Here is a 15,730-nt window from a genome sequence, read left to right on the forward strand (position 1 = left end):
ACAGGTTTTTGAGCATTTTTGGGAATGTTGAGATGTCTGTTCTTACAGACTATGGTGTGCGAACGCGCATTCTCTTTGAGAATACGCTGCCTCGCACCCAAACGATCTCCTCCGGAGATCATTTGACATCGTATAGAGAGAAATCAATCAACACTGTTTGATCGTGCCGAGTGTGGCACTGATCTCGGTCGTTCTTATCTTCGTCCTCAAGTAGCCGAATAGGCGGTAGGACATATAGGGGATAAGCGGCGCAGTTTGGGTCTAGCCGGCCTGGAGTGCGTATCCCGATCGAAACGAACAGAGTTGTCCAAGTCTAATATACTAACCCGAGCGACCTGCGTTGATCAGCTGCACGGCTGAGAGACCATATGGGGTTGCTCATTTGTCCTCGTCCAAGTGGCGGGGCGGGAAATGTATGTTTTTGGTTCAGAAGAATGACTGCCTTTAGTTACCAGCTGGGCGGTCTTGATTGATACATAGTCTGCGAAGAACGAAGTTCGGAGCAGACATCGTGCTCAAGTAGCCGAATAGGCGGTAGCACAACTATCGTGTGTCTTTCTTTTTCTGGATCAAATCAAGCGCGAGAAGGGCGTTTGGTGAATGCCTTGGCAGCAAGAGGCGATGAAAGACGTGATACTCTGCGATAAGCCATGGGGAGCTGAGAATAAGCTTTGATCCATGGATTTCTGAATGGGGCAACCCACCTGAATGTTTGTTATTGTTAGCTCTGCTAATCAATAATGAGCATAACCAGGTATTTATGACCTGAATACATAGGGTTATAAAGGCAAACCCGGGGAACTGAAACATCTAAGTACCCGGAGGAAAGGAAATCAATTGATACTCCCCTAGTAGCGGCGAGCGAACGGGGACCAGCCGAGCCGGATAAGTGACTAGAACACGTTGGGAAGCGTGGCCATAGCGGGTGACAGCCCCGTATAGGAAGCTTTGATGGACGTATTAAGTAGGGCGGAACACGTGAAATTCTGTCTGAAGATCGGAGGACCACCTTCGAAGGCTAAGTACTCCTTGCTGACCGATAGTGAACCAGTACCGTGAGGGAAAGGTGAAAAGCACCCCGACGAGGGGAGTGAAACAGTACCTGAAACCGAACGCCTACAATCAGTCGGAGGATCCTCGAGATCTGACGGCGTACCTTTTGTATAATGGGTCATCGACTTGGTCTCACGAGCAAGCTTAAGCCGTTAGGTGTAGGCGTAGCGAAAGCGAGTCTTAATAGGGCGTATGAGTTCGTGGGATCAGACCCGAAACCGAGTGATCTAGGCATGGCCAGGTTGAAGGTAAGGTAACACTTACTGGAGGACCGAACCCACATCCGTTGAAAAGGATCGGGATGAGCTGTGCCTAGGGGTGAAAGGCCAATCAAACTCGGAGATAGCTGGTTCTCTGCGAAATCTATTTAGGTAGAGCGTCATCCGAATACCCCGGGGGGTAGAGCACTGGATGGGTAATGTACACAGGCTTACTGATCCTAACCAAACTCCGAATACCCGGGAGTACTAGATGGCAGACACACTGCGGATGCTAACGTCCGTAGTGGAGAGGGAAACAACCCTGACCTACGACTAAGGCCCCCAATTCATGGCTAAGTGGGAAAGCAGGTGGGACGACCAAAACAACCAGGAGGTTGGCTTAGAAGCAGCCATCCTTTAAAGATAGCGTAACAGCTCACTGGTCTAAATAAGTTGTCCTGCGGCGAAGATGTAACGGGGCTCAAGCCATGAGCCGAAGTCTAGGGATGCGTAAGCATCGGTAGCAGAGCGTAGTGTGACATAGCACTCATCCTGTATTATCGCCGGTCATTTGGCGCGAGCAATCGCGCTCAAGTAGCCGAATAGGCGGTAGCGCAGGATAGAGTGTTTTCGATGAAGCGGGCGCGTGAGCGATCCCGTGGAGAGATCACTAGTGAGAATGATGACATGAGTAGCGACAAAGAGTGTGAGAGACACTCTCGCCGAAAGTCCAAGGGTTCCTGCTTAAAGCTAATCTGAGCAGGGTAAGCCGGCCCCTAAGCCGAGGCCGAAAGGCGTAGGCGATGGGAATCAGGTTAATATTCCTGAGCCGTGGAGTGGTGACGGATCTCGAAGGTAGTTCATCCTTATTGGATTGAATGGGCTGCTAAGAGGTTCCTGGAAATAGCCCTCCTGTAAGACCGTACCCTAAACCGACACAGGTGGACTGGTAGAGCATACCAAGGCGCTTGAGAGAACGATGTTGAAGGAACTCGGCAAAATACCTCCGTAAGTTCGCGAGAAGGAGGCCCGGTTCCTAGGCAACTAGGGGCTGGGGGCACAAACCAGGGGGTGGCGACTGTTTATTAAAAACACAGGGCTCTGCGAAGTCGCAAGACGACGTATAGGGTCTGACGCCTGCCCGGTGCCTGAAGGTTAAAAGGAGAGGTGAGAGCCTTGAATTGAAGCCCAGGTAAACGGCGGCCGTAACTATAACGGTCCTAAGGTAGCGAAATTCCTTGTCGGGTAAGTTCCGACCTGCACGAATGGCGTAACGACTTCCCCGCTGTCTCCAACATCGACTCAGCGAAATTGAATTGCCTGTCAAGATGCAGGCTTCCCGCGGTTAGACGGAAAGACCCCGTGCACCTTTACTACAGCTTCGCACTGGCATCAGGATTGTGATGTGCAGGATAGGTGGTAGGCTTTGAAGCAGGAACGCAAGTCCCTGTGGAGCCTCCCTTGAGATACCACCCTTCGCACTCTTGATGTCTAACCGCGGTCCGTTATCCGGATCCGGGACCCTGCGTGGCGGGTAGTTTGACTGGGGCGGTCGCCTCCTAAAGCGTAACGGAGGCGCGCGAAGGTTGGCTCAGAGCGGTCGGAAATCGCTCGTTGAGTGCAATGGCAGAAGCCAGCCTGACTGCAAGACTGACAAGTCGAGCAGAGTCGAAAGACGGCCATAGTGATCCGGTGGTCCCGAGTGGAAGGGCCATCGCTCAACGGATAAAAGGTACGCCGGGGATAACAGGCTGATACTGCCCAAGAGTCCATATCGACGGCAGTGTTTGGCACCTCGATGTCGGCTCATCTCATCCTGGGGCTGGAGCAGGTCCCAAGGGTACGGCTGTTCGCCGTTTAAAGAGGTACGTGAGCTGGGTTTAGAACGTCGTGAGACAGTTCGGTCCCTATCTGCCGTGGGTGTAGGAGACTTGAGAGGAGTTGCCCCTAGTACGAGAGGACCGGGGTGAACGATCCACTGGTGGACCAGTTGTCGTGCCAACGGCAGTGCTGGGTAGCTATGATCGGACAGGATAACCGCTGAAGGCATCTAAGCGGGAAGCCCCCCTCAAAACAAGGTCTCCCTGAGGGCCGTGGAAGACCACCACGTCAATAGGCCGGAGATGTAAGCGCAGTAATGCGTTCAGTTGACCGGTACTAATCGCCCGATAGGCTTGATTTGATCCAGTAATGGAAAGACAAATCAAAAACATACACCTCAGTAAACATGGATGACTTCGTCGCTTCAAACGACGATGTTGATTGACATAACAACCGTGCAGGAATGCGCATCCGCTTCGCGAATACGCTGCCTCCTGCATAGTCGCTTTCTTGCACAGCAAGAAAGTCGACCGAGGGCTTTTCCTCGGTTTGGTGGTCATAGCGCAAGTGAAACACCCGGTCCCATCCCGAACCCGGAAGTTAAGCACTGCCGCGCCAATGGTACTTGGGCTTAAGCCCCGGGAGAGTAGGTCACCGCCAAACCTAGAAAAAGCCCATATCTCTCTAAACGATCAGCAAAACACGACCCGGCCTCAAATTGCGAAAGCAATAGGCCAAGAATGGTCTCAACTAGCCATATAGGCCGTAGACCAACAAAAGTGTCGCGGGATGGAGCAGCCCGGTAGCTCGTCAGGCTCATAACCTGAAGGTCGTAGGTTCAAATCCTACTCCCGCAACCAATACTTCCAGTCAGATATCAAGCACTTACACGCCGCCTTAGGGCGGCGTTTCTATTTATACAAACACAACTGGAAGCACTGTGGAAGCAACAGGAGCGAACTCGCACTGTGGTAGACGCGCAACACCACGTCACGTCATGACTCATGGTTCTCCACCAAGTTTGAAACGAGCGGGAAAAGCCTACGATTTCTGCTCAGTCAATAAGAAGAAATGTAATAGAAGAATATAATTAAAATCCCAAATTGTGATCTCTCATAAGTTGACGGATTGTTCGTCTCTCGTTAACAGTTTCACTATTGATAAAGTTTTTGTGAGTCTTGCCAGTTCGCTGATGTTTAACCAGCGAATTGAAATTGAACGAATATTTTTGGCTGAGACTCATAGTGTTGAGTGGCGAATATGCTTAAATGGTCTAATCCTCTTTTTGGGGCGTTCCCGGGTAAAACTGGCCAAGAAACTCCATACACTTTAGGGTTGTGGCGGAAAATACTACCTTTCGCTGTGCTACTGACACTCCCAACAGTGGCTATTTCTGCGGAATACCAGCTGGAGGACGGCACGACTGTTGCCCCGCTTGAGATGTTCCAGGAATGCGACGTCTGTCCCGAAATGATCGCGTTGCCGCTTGGCGAGTTCATGATGGGAGGGCCGCAGGGGGAATCTCGGAGAACTACTTATTTCGCTGATGGGAAAACGCGTACAGCTACACCGGAAGCGCCGTATATCGCAAAGCATGAGGGTCCGGTTCACCGCGTGGAAATCGACATTCCAATTGCAATGGGCCGCAACGAAGTAACCTACGATCAATGGATGGCGTGTGTTCAAGATGGGGGTTGTGGCGGGATCGTGCCGAAAAACTGTATTCCTCAGTTCGACGGTTCATGCGTGCCATTGACTGGAAGCTTTCCGGTTATCTACGTCTCGTTTGATGACGCAATAAATTACACGAATTGGCTTAATCAAAAGGTTGGAGCCGAGGTATATCGGCTGCCCACTGAAGCGGAATGGGAATACGCCGCGCGGGCGGGAACTCAGACGCCGTTTGCCCAGGGCGAAGAGGTTTCTGCTGAACAAGCAAACTTTAGCGGCTCCGCGACTGCGAAAATGTTGGGAGTAGATCGCCCAGATCTAGTCTCACGCCGGCTACCTGTACAGGTTGATCGACTCAATGCCGCGAACGCTTGGGGTCTGAGGCATATGTCAGGAAATGTTGCGGAATTGACGATGTCTTGTTGGTCCACGAGATACGAAGGGTGGCCGACTTCCAGCCTTTACTTTCAAAACGCTAATTCGACTGTGTGCGAATTCAACGTCACTCGTGGCGGAGCCTACAGGCGTGCAATGGACTTCGCGCGCACCGCTTCTCGAGGGCGTACCATATACGGAAGTCGGGCAAGATACGTTGGGTTTCGCGTACTCAGAGAATTTCAAAACTACGATAAATTAATGGAGAATTAATATGACGTGCACACATGGCGATAGAGATCCCAATACCGCACCCGGACCATTTGCGGGGCTTCCAACAAGCCATGGCGAACCTGTCAGAGTTAAAATTCCCGGGATACCTCTTCCACTCGAGCTTAGTAAAGGGCCTACTCACAAAGGTGACGTGCTCCATTTGGGAACCGGCATTTCGGCCGGGGGTCAAAGTTTTTCGCTTAGTAGAGTAATTGATTACAATGGTGGTATACTGGGTTCTAATGTTTCGTTAACCGGAAACGGAAGCGTCCTTATTTTAGATGTAGACCTTGGAGAATCTCTATCATTTACCAGTCATGGCATGATCATAACACTTCCTGGTGAAGATCCCGAATTTTTCGGTTATGGTTCTATTAAAACGGAGTTGCCAACCTACCTGACCGATGTAAATCTCAGCCTTGGCCTAGAGCAGGCTAGGAGTGTTGCTGAAGTCGTCGAGGGCATTGGCAAAAAAGTTCAAAACTTCAATAAATCTATTGAGCCAGTGATTCGCGCGTTCGACTTCCCCGGCGAAGACATAGGCACTATTGCCTCAGACATAAATTTGGCAATTTGTAAAATACAAGAAAGGGCCGATAATCTGCTTAAGTCTCCTCCTCCGTCTCCCTTGGTTTTGGACTTGGACGGCGATGGTATCGCACTCATATCCCTCGAGGATTCGCAGGCCTATTTTGATCTTGATATTAACGGTTTCGCAGAAGCGACTGGCTGGGTTTCACCAAATGATGGATTGTTGGCACTTGATATCGATGGCGACGGGATTATCGACAATGGATCAGAATTGTTTGGGGATCAAACGGGTTACAGCAACGGTTTCCTTGCGCTAGCGGAGCATGACTCCAATGATGATGGCGTGATCGATGCCAACGACACTGGCTTCCAAGATTTATTGGTTTGGACAGACATCAATGGTGACGGGTTCAGCCAAGAAGGTGAACTGGTCAGTTTGGAGGACGTAGGTATTACGTCAATTTCAGTCAATGCTACCGCTAGCAATTACACTGTTTCTGGAAACCAAATTCTGTGGGAATCCACATTTACTTGGAACGACGGAACGACCGGAGAAATTGTGGATGCATATTTCTCCACAGACCCTGCCGACTCTTTCACGATCATTCCAGATGGCTTTGAGTTCAATGACGAAGCTTTCTTCCTGCCCTCTTTTTCGAAATTGGGGGAAGTGGCGGAAACATTGGTTGCTCTATCGCTTGACAGCGATTTACGAACGCAAGCTCATAGTCTGTTGGTTCAGCTTTCGAATGGCGACGTAGAGACGTTTTTTCGTGACTTTGAAGATTATTTGTTGGCCTGGGCTGGAGTCGACGATGTTGTTCCGGGAAGTCGTGGGTCCAAAATTGATGCCAGGCACTTAGCGTTTCTTGAGAAGGTAACTGGCGCTCACTTCAATGGTATTGAAGGTTCATCGCCCGGGACAACCGGTGGCCGATTATTGGAAGAATTGTTTGATGAGCTTACGCAAGCGTACGCCTTAGACTTCATTTCTCAGTCTGCTGCTTCTAGCGCCCATTTTTCATCATCTAATCCAGAAGAGTATACTGCCGCTTTTGAAGCACATCCGTTTTCAGCTTTTGATCAAACTGGCGGCATTGATCTGGTGAGCATGCTTTCAAGCCTACAAGCTTCTCTGGACGCAGGGGCTATGACAGTGCAAGGTGCCACGTTGGCTGCTCACTTGCTGAAGTCTCTCTCAGATAACACCGTTTCAGAGTTCTTCGATCAGTTGGAGCAGTCTTTTGAGCAAGCCAACATTGATCAGACTTCTGAGTTCGTCGTAACTGCGCTGTACTCTCTCGAATACGAAGTGCACTATGGAACCGATACTTCTGACAGTTTTACTGCGACGGAAGCTGGGTATCTCGTCGGCAACCAAGGTGATGACTCCCTCAATGGAAGTACATCTGACGATGTTCTGATTGGCGGTCTCGGCGACGACACACTGCATGGCGGCAAAGGGTCGGACACCTATGTGTTCACGCGGGGCGATGGTCAGGACTCGATTGAAGACAACGGATTTCGCGACACGGATAAGCTGGTTCTCCATGGGTACACACCGGACGAGATATCGGTCTCAAAACCTGCGGCAAACAGCAACACTGCCATTTTGACCTTTGCGGGGACCACCGATCAGATCACGATCATCAACACGCTGAACAATGACTCGTCCGACGGCATTGAGCAGATTGTGTTCGACGACGGTACGATCTGGACCATGCAGGACTTGCGCGACGCTCTGCTGGCAGCGGATTCCACATCCGGTGATGACGTCATCTACGCTTACGGCACTGACGATGTGATCAACGGGCAAGCGGGCGATGATGTGATCACTGCTCACAATGGCAACGACGTGATCACCGGTGGTCTGGGCAACGACACTCTGCATGGAAATAAGGGGTCGGATACCTATGTGTTCACGCGTGGCGATGGTCAGGACTCGATTGAAGACAACGGATTTCGCGACACGGATAAGCTGGTTCTCCATGGGTACACACCGGACGAGATATCGGTCTCAAAACCTGCGGCAAACAGCAACACTGCCATTTTGACCTTTGCGGGGACCACCGATCAGATCACGATCATCAACACGCTCAGCAATGACTCGTCCGACGGCATTGAGCAGATTGTGTTCGACGACGGTACGATCTGGACCATGCAGGACTTGCGCGACGCTCTGCTGGCAGCGGATGCGACATCCGGTGATGACATCATCTACGCTTACGGCACTGACGATGTGATCAACGGGCAAGCGGGCGATGATGTGATCACTGCTCACAATGGCAACGACGTGATCACCGGTGGTCTGGGCAACGACACTCTGCATGGAAATAAGGGGTCGGATACCTATGTGTTCACGCGTGGCGATGGTCAGGACTCGATTGAAGACAACGGATTTCGCGACACGGATAAGCTGGTTCTCCATGGGTACACACCGGACGAGATATCGGTCTCAAAACCTGCGGCAAACAGCAACACTGCCATTTTGACCTTTGCGGGGACCACCGATCAGATCACGATCATCAACACGCTCAGCAATGACTCGTCCGACGGCATTGAGCAGATTGTGTTCGACGACGGTACGATCTGGACCATGCAGGACTTGCGCGACGCTCTGCTGGCAGCGGATGCGACATCCGGTGATGACATCATCTACGCTTACGGCACTGACGATGTGATCAACGGGCAAGCGGGCGATGATGTGATCACTGCTCACAATGGCAACGACGTGATCACCGGTGGTCTGGGCAACGACACTCTGCATGGAAATAAGGGGTCGGATACCTATGTGTTCACGCGTGGCGATGGTCAGGACTCGATTGAAGACAACGGATTTCGCGACACGGATAAGCTGGTTCTCCATGGGTACACACCGGACGAGATATCGGTCTCAAAACCTGCGGCAAACAGCAACACTGCCATTTTGACCTTTGCGGGGACCACCGATCAGATCACGATCATCAACACGCTGAACAATGACTGGTCTGATGGGATAGAGCAGATCGTGTTTGATGACGGTACCATTTGGACCATGCAGGACCTAAACACTCTGGCGCTTCTTGGGACTGATGCAGATGATGTGATTGTCGGTGGAGCAAGTGATGACACAATCGGTGGAAGTCTGGGTAATGACACTCTGACCGGCGGTGCAGGTTCTGACGAGTTCGTTTTTTGCAACGGTTTCGGGGATGACGTGGTTACAGATTTCGAGGATGGTACCGACGTGATCCGTATCGAAGTTGCTGGTCTTGGGTTTGATGAATTGGTTATCTCGCAAATTGGCGCGGATACAGATGTCGATGTCGCAGGGCATGGTACGATCACCCTCACTGGAGTTGGTTCAACCAGCCTGACAGTAGACGACTTCTTGTTCTGAGCTGTTTTGTTTGACTACGAAGCCGCGCCTCCATTTTTGGGGGCGTGGCTAAAAATGTGTAAAATTTGGTATGCCGGACAACAATGCTATTGCCGCAAAACTCTCCTAAGCGGAAACGCAAGGCTTTGTCGTCTAAATCCCACCAGAATTTATTTTTGCAAGTTGTTCCCCTAGTACGGGTAACAGTCACGCTGCAGTATAGTTGCTGGTGTTTCCATAACGTCGTTTTTCGGCCCATTCCAACAGGTCCCGGCGGCGGTAGCGCACGGAACGCCCGGACTTGTAGAATGTGGGGCCGTACCCAGTCACGCGCCATTTTTGAATAGTGCGCACACTTTGGCACAAGAAGTCTGCTGCGTTTCGCTCGTCAATGAATCCGTCTAGGTAGTCCGTGGCTGGGCGGTTGTTATCATTGGCTGGTTTGGTGCTATGCATCTGGTATCTCCATGTTGATCTTTCGATGCATCTGATTTGGACCAATCCCAAGTCTCCAAAAATGTCTCTAAATTCCCTAAAGTGTTTATAGAGACGATTTTCCTGACAACTCTCTGAAAATAATGGAAAAGTACTTGTGCATCGTTTTGTCGGATATTCCCTGAGCGGACACTGGCAAGTCTGGTTCATTACGTTCCAGCCAGGTTCGAATTTTTGGGTAATGCGATTTTTGAGATGCTTTTACATCAATTTCCCCGATCTTATAGAGCTCGTAAGCCGCTCTTTTGATTGCAGGGGCGACTGAGGGGCGTCCCGGTTTGGGCGCGGGTTCATCATATAGGGATTTCAGCACCGGGTCTTTGTTCGCAGGGACTGTGCGCAAGCGAACCTCCGAAAAGCGCATAGACTGAAACCGTAGTGTGTTTGCGTCCCAGATGACCGACCCGCTCCAACACGCGGACGGGATTTCAACGGGTAAGGTTTCCAAGCTGCGCGGTCGGTCAAATCCGAATCCACGATAGTCGCCACGACGTAGGGCCGCCACGATTGCTTCTTTAGCCCGCGAAAGAAGCTGTTCACGGGGTGCGTTTTTCGCGTTGAAGCGCGCAAATGCTTGCTCAGCTACCTTCCAACCTTCTAGGCCGGACTCAGCCGCGCTCTGAGCTTCCCCGATTAGTCCCACCAGACCGCTTGTTCCGTCCTGAACTTTAAGCGAAGCAGTCCATTCATCCTTATAAACCTGCTCGGCAAAACGCTGTGGCGCGGTGCGCAGCGATAGTGATTTCTGCCAGAGTTCGTAGGCGTCGTTCATCCCGTTGCCCTGTATGTATGGTTCCTGCCTGCAACGGTTGCCCCGTCCCAGCAATGTATATGCTATGTATAGACTAACTAACAGGTGAGAGTGGCGACATAGCGGCCCTAGGTAACGTATCGTATACGTAGACACCCTATGTAATGTAACCCGCCTATGTATACGTTTAGGGGGGTGGCCGCGTTGAGCGCCTTACCTAACTAAGCGCAGCTTACTATTCGGTTCCTGCGCGCCTACGATTGTATTGAGGCGTGCGGCGTTTTCTTCCGCTGCCTGACGCACCGGATCATCGGCCAGATGCGCATACCGCATCGTAGTCTGAATCTGACTGTGACCCAGCAACCGACCAACCATCTGAATGGGCATTCCCGAAGATACGGCATTCGACGCATAGGTATGGCGCAAGTCATGTATGCGGACATCGGGCAGACCCGCCCGCTTACGTATACGACGCCATGGCTTTTGCAGGTCGGTGGCATAGTGGCCGGGAACAGCCCCGGCAATGACGTAAGGGTTGTCAGGAAGCCGTGGCAAGGCGCTCAGAACCGCTCGGGCGGCTTGGGGCAGGGGAATGCGCCGCGCACCTGTTTTGGTATCTGGTAGCTCCATTCCCGCGTCTGTGACGAAAGACCATTGCAAGGTTTGGATTTCACCAAGGCGACATCCGGTCAGTATCAACAGCCGGAAGGCGGCGATGATAAACGGTGATTCCGATCCATCCCGTTCGGCCTCTGACAAAACCTGCCCGAGCCGCCGCAACTCGTCTTGGCTTAGAAACCGTTCCCGCTTTTCTTCGCGGTATTTCGGGACATGGCGACAGGGATTTGACCCGTCAGGTCGCAAGCCCCAGATTTCCGCCAGATTGAACATCTTGGACAAAACGCCCAGCGTCCGGTTGGCTTGATAGGGTTTACCCCGGAACTTGTGGTGCAACTCCGCGATGTCCTTTCGTTCCACATCGACCACTTTGAAGCTTCCAATGGCCGGAGTGATGAACAGGTCAATAGCCCTGCGGTACTCCCCTTGGGTGGACGGTTTGCAGTGTTCCTTGACATGGGTATCAAAGAACCGCTCACACAAGGCCGCGACCGTCGGTGCACGGCGATGCTGGGAAATTTCTTCGGCTGGGTTCTCACCCTTTGCAACTTGCCCCATCAGTTCCTTTGCCAACTTCCGCGCCTCGTCCACGGTGATCTTGCCATGGCGACCGATGGAAACGCGCCGTGTCCTGCCGCCTTTACGATATTGCGCCTGATAGGTCTTGGCCCCGGAGGGCATGACACGGACACCAAACCCGGCAATTTGGCTGTCCCAGACAAAGTAATCTTTCGCCTCAACAGGCAGGGCTTCTACAGCACGTTTGGTCAGTTTTGGCATCCCTCATCCTTTCCCTGTAATCGCCCCGTGGAAGCATTGTGGAAGCAACTGGAAGCGGTTCATGGCGTAAGAGGTAGGAGTGGGGCGTGCCGATCGTCAATAATAAAATAACGATTCCAATAAGATAGAGTAAGTCAGCGTTTTCGAGCGTAGTTGGTGCAGTTGGGCGTAAGCTATCTCATAACCTGAAGGTCGTAGGTTCAAATCCTACTCCCGCAACCAAAATCCAAGTAGCCCGTTCGATCTACAAACAGTCCACTGGACTGTTTGCTTAACGATCAAACCTCGTCAGGCTCATAACCTGAAGGTCAGAGGTTCAAATCCTACTCCCGCAACCAATACTCTCAGTCAGATAACAAAAACTTAGCGCCCCAAGGGGGGCGCTTTCTGCGTTTAGGTGCCAACACCCGGTGCTACAACGGTGCTAAGCAAGAGAGCAAACTGCAGCACCCAAAAGAACCGAAACCAACCGTCAGAAGCGCCGGTTCCCTCGCCTGAAGAAAAACCAACACACAGTTCCCGTCGGCACTGTCAGCACCGTCAGCCAAGTGAAACTGCATAGCTCCTACACGTACTCATCGAGATTTCCCCTTGTCTTTCAACGCGTCTCGGAACCAGTTGGCATCATAGCCGCGATCCCCGAGCAGCCAGTCCACATTTGGTATGCTGCTGGGCAGTGCCCGAGCACCGATGTAATCACTAACCTGGCCAGCGGCGACAAAGAGGTTCAATGGCCGCCCTTTGCTGTCACATATGGCGTGCAATTTTGTATTCATGCCGCCTTTGGTTCTGCCAATCAGGCGGCCACGCCCCCCTTTTTGACGCCCAAACTGGACGCTGTACGATGGGCCTTTAGATATGTGGCGTCGATCATAGCCGTTTTCTTTTCACCGTGCTCAGCAGCCAGACCGGCCATCATCCGCGCAAAGATGCCTTTCCCGCTCCAACGCTTCCACCGGCTGTAGAGCGTTTTGTGAGGTCCGTATTCCTTTGGGGCGTCCCGCCAGCGCAACCCATTGCGATTGATGAAGATAACCCTGCTCAACACCCGTTTATCATCGACCCGAGGCTTGCCATGCGACTTCGGGAAGAAAGGGGAAAGCTTGGCCATCTGTTCATCTGTAAGCCAATAAAGGTCGCTCATTTCAACGCCCCGTTTTCGGAGCTGTGAATCACGCAACGCAACGAAAATCAATGTATCCTGACCCTAGGTGATGAACAATCGCGTGGTGAGTGTGGAGCAAGGCGTAATGTGACGGAGAGCAAGGATCACTTTACGGCTGAGGAGGCAAAGGGAATTGAAACCGCTCAAGAACTAGAGGGCAATCTAGGTTCAGGGCTCAGAGCCATTAGATGATTAAGGCGGTGAACTGAACTTGCAAACCGCGTATAGAGAGTGGTAGCTGGTCGGGAAAATTTTCTTTGCCAGAGGTGTTCTGTGCGTAAATCTACAGATACGCTGTCTTTCTACCTTCAAGGGGACCTGGTTCGTTGTCTTAAAAAGCATAACCTTGTTTATTTGACGAACCATAAAGTAGGTTCGACTTTTGTAATTAAACATATGTGGAACATTTCAGGGCAAAAGCTTCAGGCTGATTTGTACAACCTTGAAAGCAATCCTTTTGAAAATACACTGGACTGCATCTCGCGATCGAGAAACGCGTTTGTTTTCACATTCGTTAGAAACCCATTTGCACGAGCGTTGTCTGTCTACAATCATAAAATAAATAGTGATATCGGACGTCGCGACGCTGTAACCTGGGCCAGTTTCTAAAAGTCATTTGGTCTTTCTGAAGATACAAAAGTGTCTTTCGATGAGTTTATTGAATTGCTGTCTGAATCTGATGACTCAATTTACTTTAATCCACATTGGCGGCCCCAAAGTATTAACGTTTTGAATTCTTTCGTGACGCCCAATTTCTTGGGGCACGTCGAAACTATGGATGAAGATTTCAGCCAGGCGGTGCAGGCTGCCGGAATAGACTACACTGGGTTTCGGACAGGAGCCGTAAATAAAGGGCCATCTGATACAAACCGTGCCTTGAAGGACCCGCTGTCGAACCCATTGACAGTGGACAGGATCGCAAAACTATATGGAACGGATTTTGACGCCTACGGCTATTCAACCGACCCATTGGCTCCAACTGAAAGCTCAATGACGGCGGTGAGTACGGAAGGAAAACACGCTGCGTTAGCAAGTCTAGCGAATCTTGCAGTCGCTTTGGATCAGCGCCAGTTCCTGCCTCATGATGCCCAAAGTGAATTCGAATTGGTTGCGAACAAGCTTTGCAAAGCACTCTCTGGCTCAGACACAAACGAAGATATCCTATCGGACATAGATGAAGCGTTGCGCTTGCTGAATACGACAACTGCGGACACCCTGAAAGACTTGAACAGAGACTTGGATCAAGCGACGCGGTCGCTTAAGGCAAAAACTACGGATTACGATAAGATGTCGCAGCAGCTGGATCACTACAAAACCAATCTGGATCACTGCAAAAGATATCCGTGGAAATACCTTTTGGATTCCATAAAGTTTCGGCTGGATGGTGAAAACACGTAACTGGTGGGCACTACTGTTTTAGACTCAACTTAAGCTTCATTCAGAGTTGTTGCGGCCTATTATTTGAGTATCTACAGCCGCCCCAACAACTCCTGCGTTGGCCAAGCATCCGCAGGCAATCCCAGCCGCGCCTGCTCGGCCTGCACGGCCGCCCGTGTACCGGCCCCCAGAATCCCGTCGATCTTGCCCACGTCATGGCCGCGGGCCTGAAGTTTGCTCTGTAGTTGCTTCATTTGCGCGCCTGAAAGGCCCTGCGCCGGGTTACCTGCATCATAAATCTGCGCGCCCTCCAACCGCGTGCCGAAATAGGCGGCGGTCAGGACGTAGGTAAAGCTCTTGTTCCACTCGAAATAGACGTCGAAATTCGGATAGGCCAGAAAGGCAGGCCCTTTATGCCCCTGCGGTAGGATCAGCGAGGTGGGCAGGTTGGACAGCGACCCGCTGCGGGGCCGAACGCCCATCGCCTGCCACTCGGACACAGGGCGCGGCTTGCCGGGGCCGGACAGGGACCAGTCCATTCGCTCGGGTACCGTAACTTCTTGCAGCCATGGTTGACCCGGCTGCCAGCCAAAGCTCGACAGCATTTTTGCGCCCGACATCAGCGCATCCGGGGCCGAGGTTTTCAGTGAGACCTTACCGTCCCCATCCCCGTCCACACCGTTTTCCAGAATGTCGCGGGGCAGCATCTGGACCATGCCGATTTCTCCGGCCCAAGCCCCGGTGGTGCGGGCGGGATCGAAATTGCCCTGCTCGTACAATTCGATGGCGGCGAAGATTTGAGGGCGAAACAGTTCGGGGCGGCGGCAGTCATGGGCCAGTGTGACCAGCGCGTTGCGGGTGTTGAAATCGCCCTGAAACGCGCCGTAATCGGTCTCAAAGGCCCAGAAGGCCAGCAGTACGCCGCGCGAGATGCCGTATTCGCGCTCGATCCGGTCAAAAACCGCGTCATATTTGCGCGACATGGCCCGCCCGCGATCAATCCGGTTTTGCGAGATCAGGCGGCGCGAGAATTCAATGAACGGTTTCTGAAACACGCCCTGCGCGCGGTCGGCTTTAAGCACTGCATTGTCCTGTTGCACACCTTTGAAGAAAGCGTTGACGGTGGCGCGGTCAAAGCCTTGCTGCGCGGCCTCGGATTTCAGACCCTTGACGAAGGCGTTGAACCCTCCGCCACATTGGGCAAAGGCGGGCGAGGTCAGCAGGGCGGTGGCCAGAAGGCCAGAAAGCAAGCGCATGAAACG

The 15,730-nt window shown here is 52.0% G+C and carries 6 protein-coding genes, 1 tRNA gene, 2 rRNA genes and 2 pseudogenes; 6 read left to right on the forward strand and 5 right to left on the reverse strand.

Translation table 11 applies throughout. From position 1 onward, the window contains the following. Positions 1 to 572 precede the first annotated feature (572 nt). The 5 genes from ACR3EG_RS05400 to ACR3EG_RS05420 all read left to right on the forward strand — a co-directional run bounded on the left by ACR3EG_RS05400 (position 573) and on the right by ACR3EG_RS05420 (position 9,303). Positions 573 to 3,435 (forward strand): 23S ribosomal RNA (locus ACR3EG_RS05400). A gap of 187 nt (positions 3,436 to 3,622) precedes the next feature. Further along, positions 3,623 to 3,737 (forward strand): 5S ribosomal RNA (rrf, locus tag ACR3EG_RS05405). 120 nt (positions 3,738 to 3,857) lie between these two features. After that, positions 3,858 to 3,934, forward strand: a tRNA-Met gene (locus ACR3EG_RS05410). Between the two features lie 400 nt (positions 3,935 to 4,334). Then, positions 4,335 to 5,393 (forward strand): formylglycine-generating enzyme family protein, encoded by a 1,059-nt coding sequence (locus tag ACR3EG_RS05415; protein WP_480502231.1) that lies wholly within the window; start codon positions 4,335 to 4,337, stop codon positions 5,391 to 5,393. A 322-nt stretch (positions 5,394 to 5,715) separates the two neighbouring features. Next, positions 5,716 to 9,303: a calcium-binding protein gene (locus tag ACR3EG_RS05420; protein WP_480483521.1), complete on the forward strand. Its 3,588-nt coding sequence runs from the start codon at positions 5,716 to 5,718 to the stop codon at positions 9,301 to 9,303. A gap of 186 nt (positions 9,304 to 9,489) precedes the next feature. Here the strand turns inward: ACR3EG_RS05420 and ACR3EG_RS05425 are convergent, their stop codons facing one another. The 4 genes and pseudogenes from ACR3EG_RS05425 to ACR3EG_RS05440 all read right to left on the reverse strand — a co-directional run. After that, positions 9,490 to 9,738, reverse strand: a complete 249-nt coding sequence (locus ACR3EG_RS05425) for a helix-turn-helix domain-containing protein (protein WP_480483523.1) — start codon at positions 9,736 to 9,738, stop codon at positions 9,490 to 9,492. 85 nt (positions 9,739 to 9,823) lie between these two features. Then, a complete protein-coding gene (locus ACR3EG_RS05430) occupies positions 9,824 to 10,549 on the reverse strand; it encodes a hypothetical protein (RefSeq protein ID WP_480483525.1) in 726 nt (241 codons plus the stop codon). A gap of 192 nt (positions 10,550 to 10,741) precedes the next feature. Next, on the reverse strand, positions 10,742 to 11,926 hold the full coding sequence (locus ACR3EG_RS05435) for a tyrosine-type recombinase/integrase (protein ID WP_480483527.1): 1,185 nt from the start codon (positions 11,924 to 11,926) through the stop codon (positions 10,742 to 10,744). Between the two features lie 587 nt (positions 11,927 to 12,513). After that, positions 12,514 to 13,070: pseudogene (locus ACR3EG_RS05440) on the reverse strand (IS5 family transposase); the annotation flags it as partial. A 294-nt stretch (positions 13,071 to 13,364) separates the two neighbouring features. On the opposite strand from ACR3EG_RS05440, the pseudogene ACR3EG_RS05445 reads away from it, so the two are divergent. Then, positions 13,365 to 14,489 (forward strand): annotated as a pseudogene (locus tag ACR3EG_RS05445) (sulfotransferase family protein). A 71-nt stretch (positions 14,490 to 14,560) separates the two neighbouring features. Here ACR3EG_RS05445 and ACR3EG_RS05450 read toward each other — a convergent pair. Beyond that, entirely contained in the window at positions 14,561 to 15,724 is a 1,164-nt protein-coding gene (locus tag ACR3EG_RS05450; protein ID WP_480483529.1) for a lytic murein transglycosylase, read from the reverse strand. Positions 15,725 to 15,730: the final 6 nt, after the last annotated feature.

It is taken from the genome of Ruegeria sp. AM7, assembly GCF_056535965.1.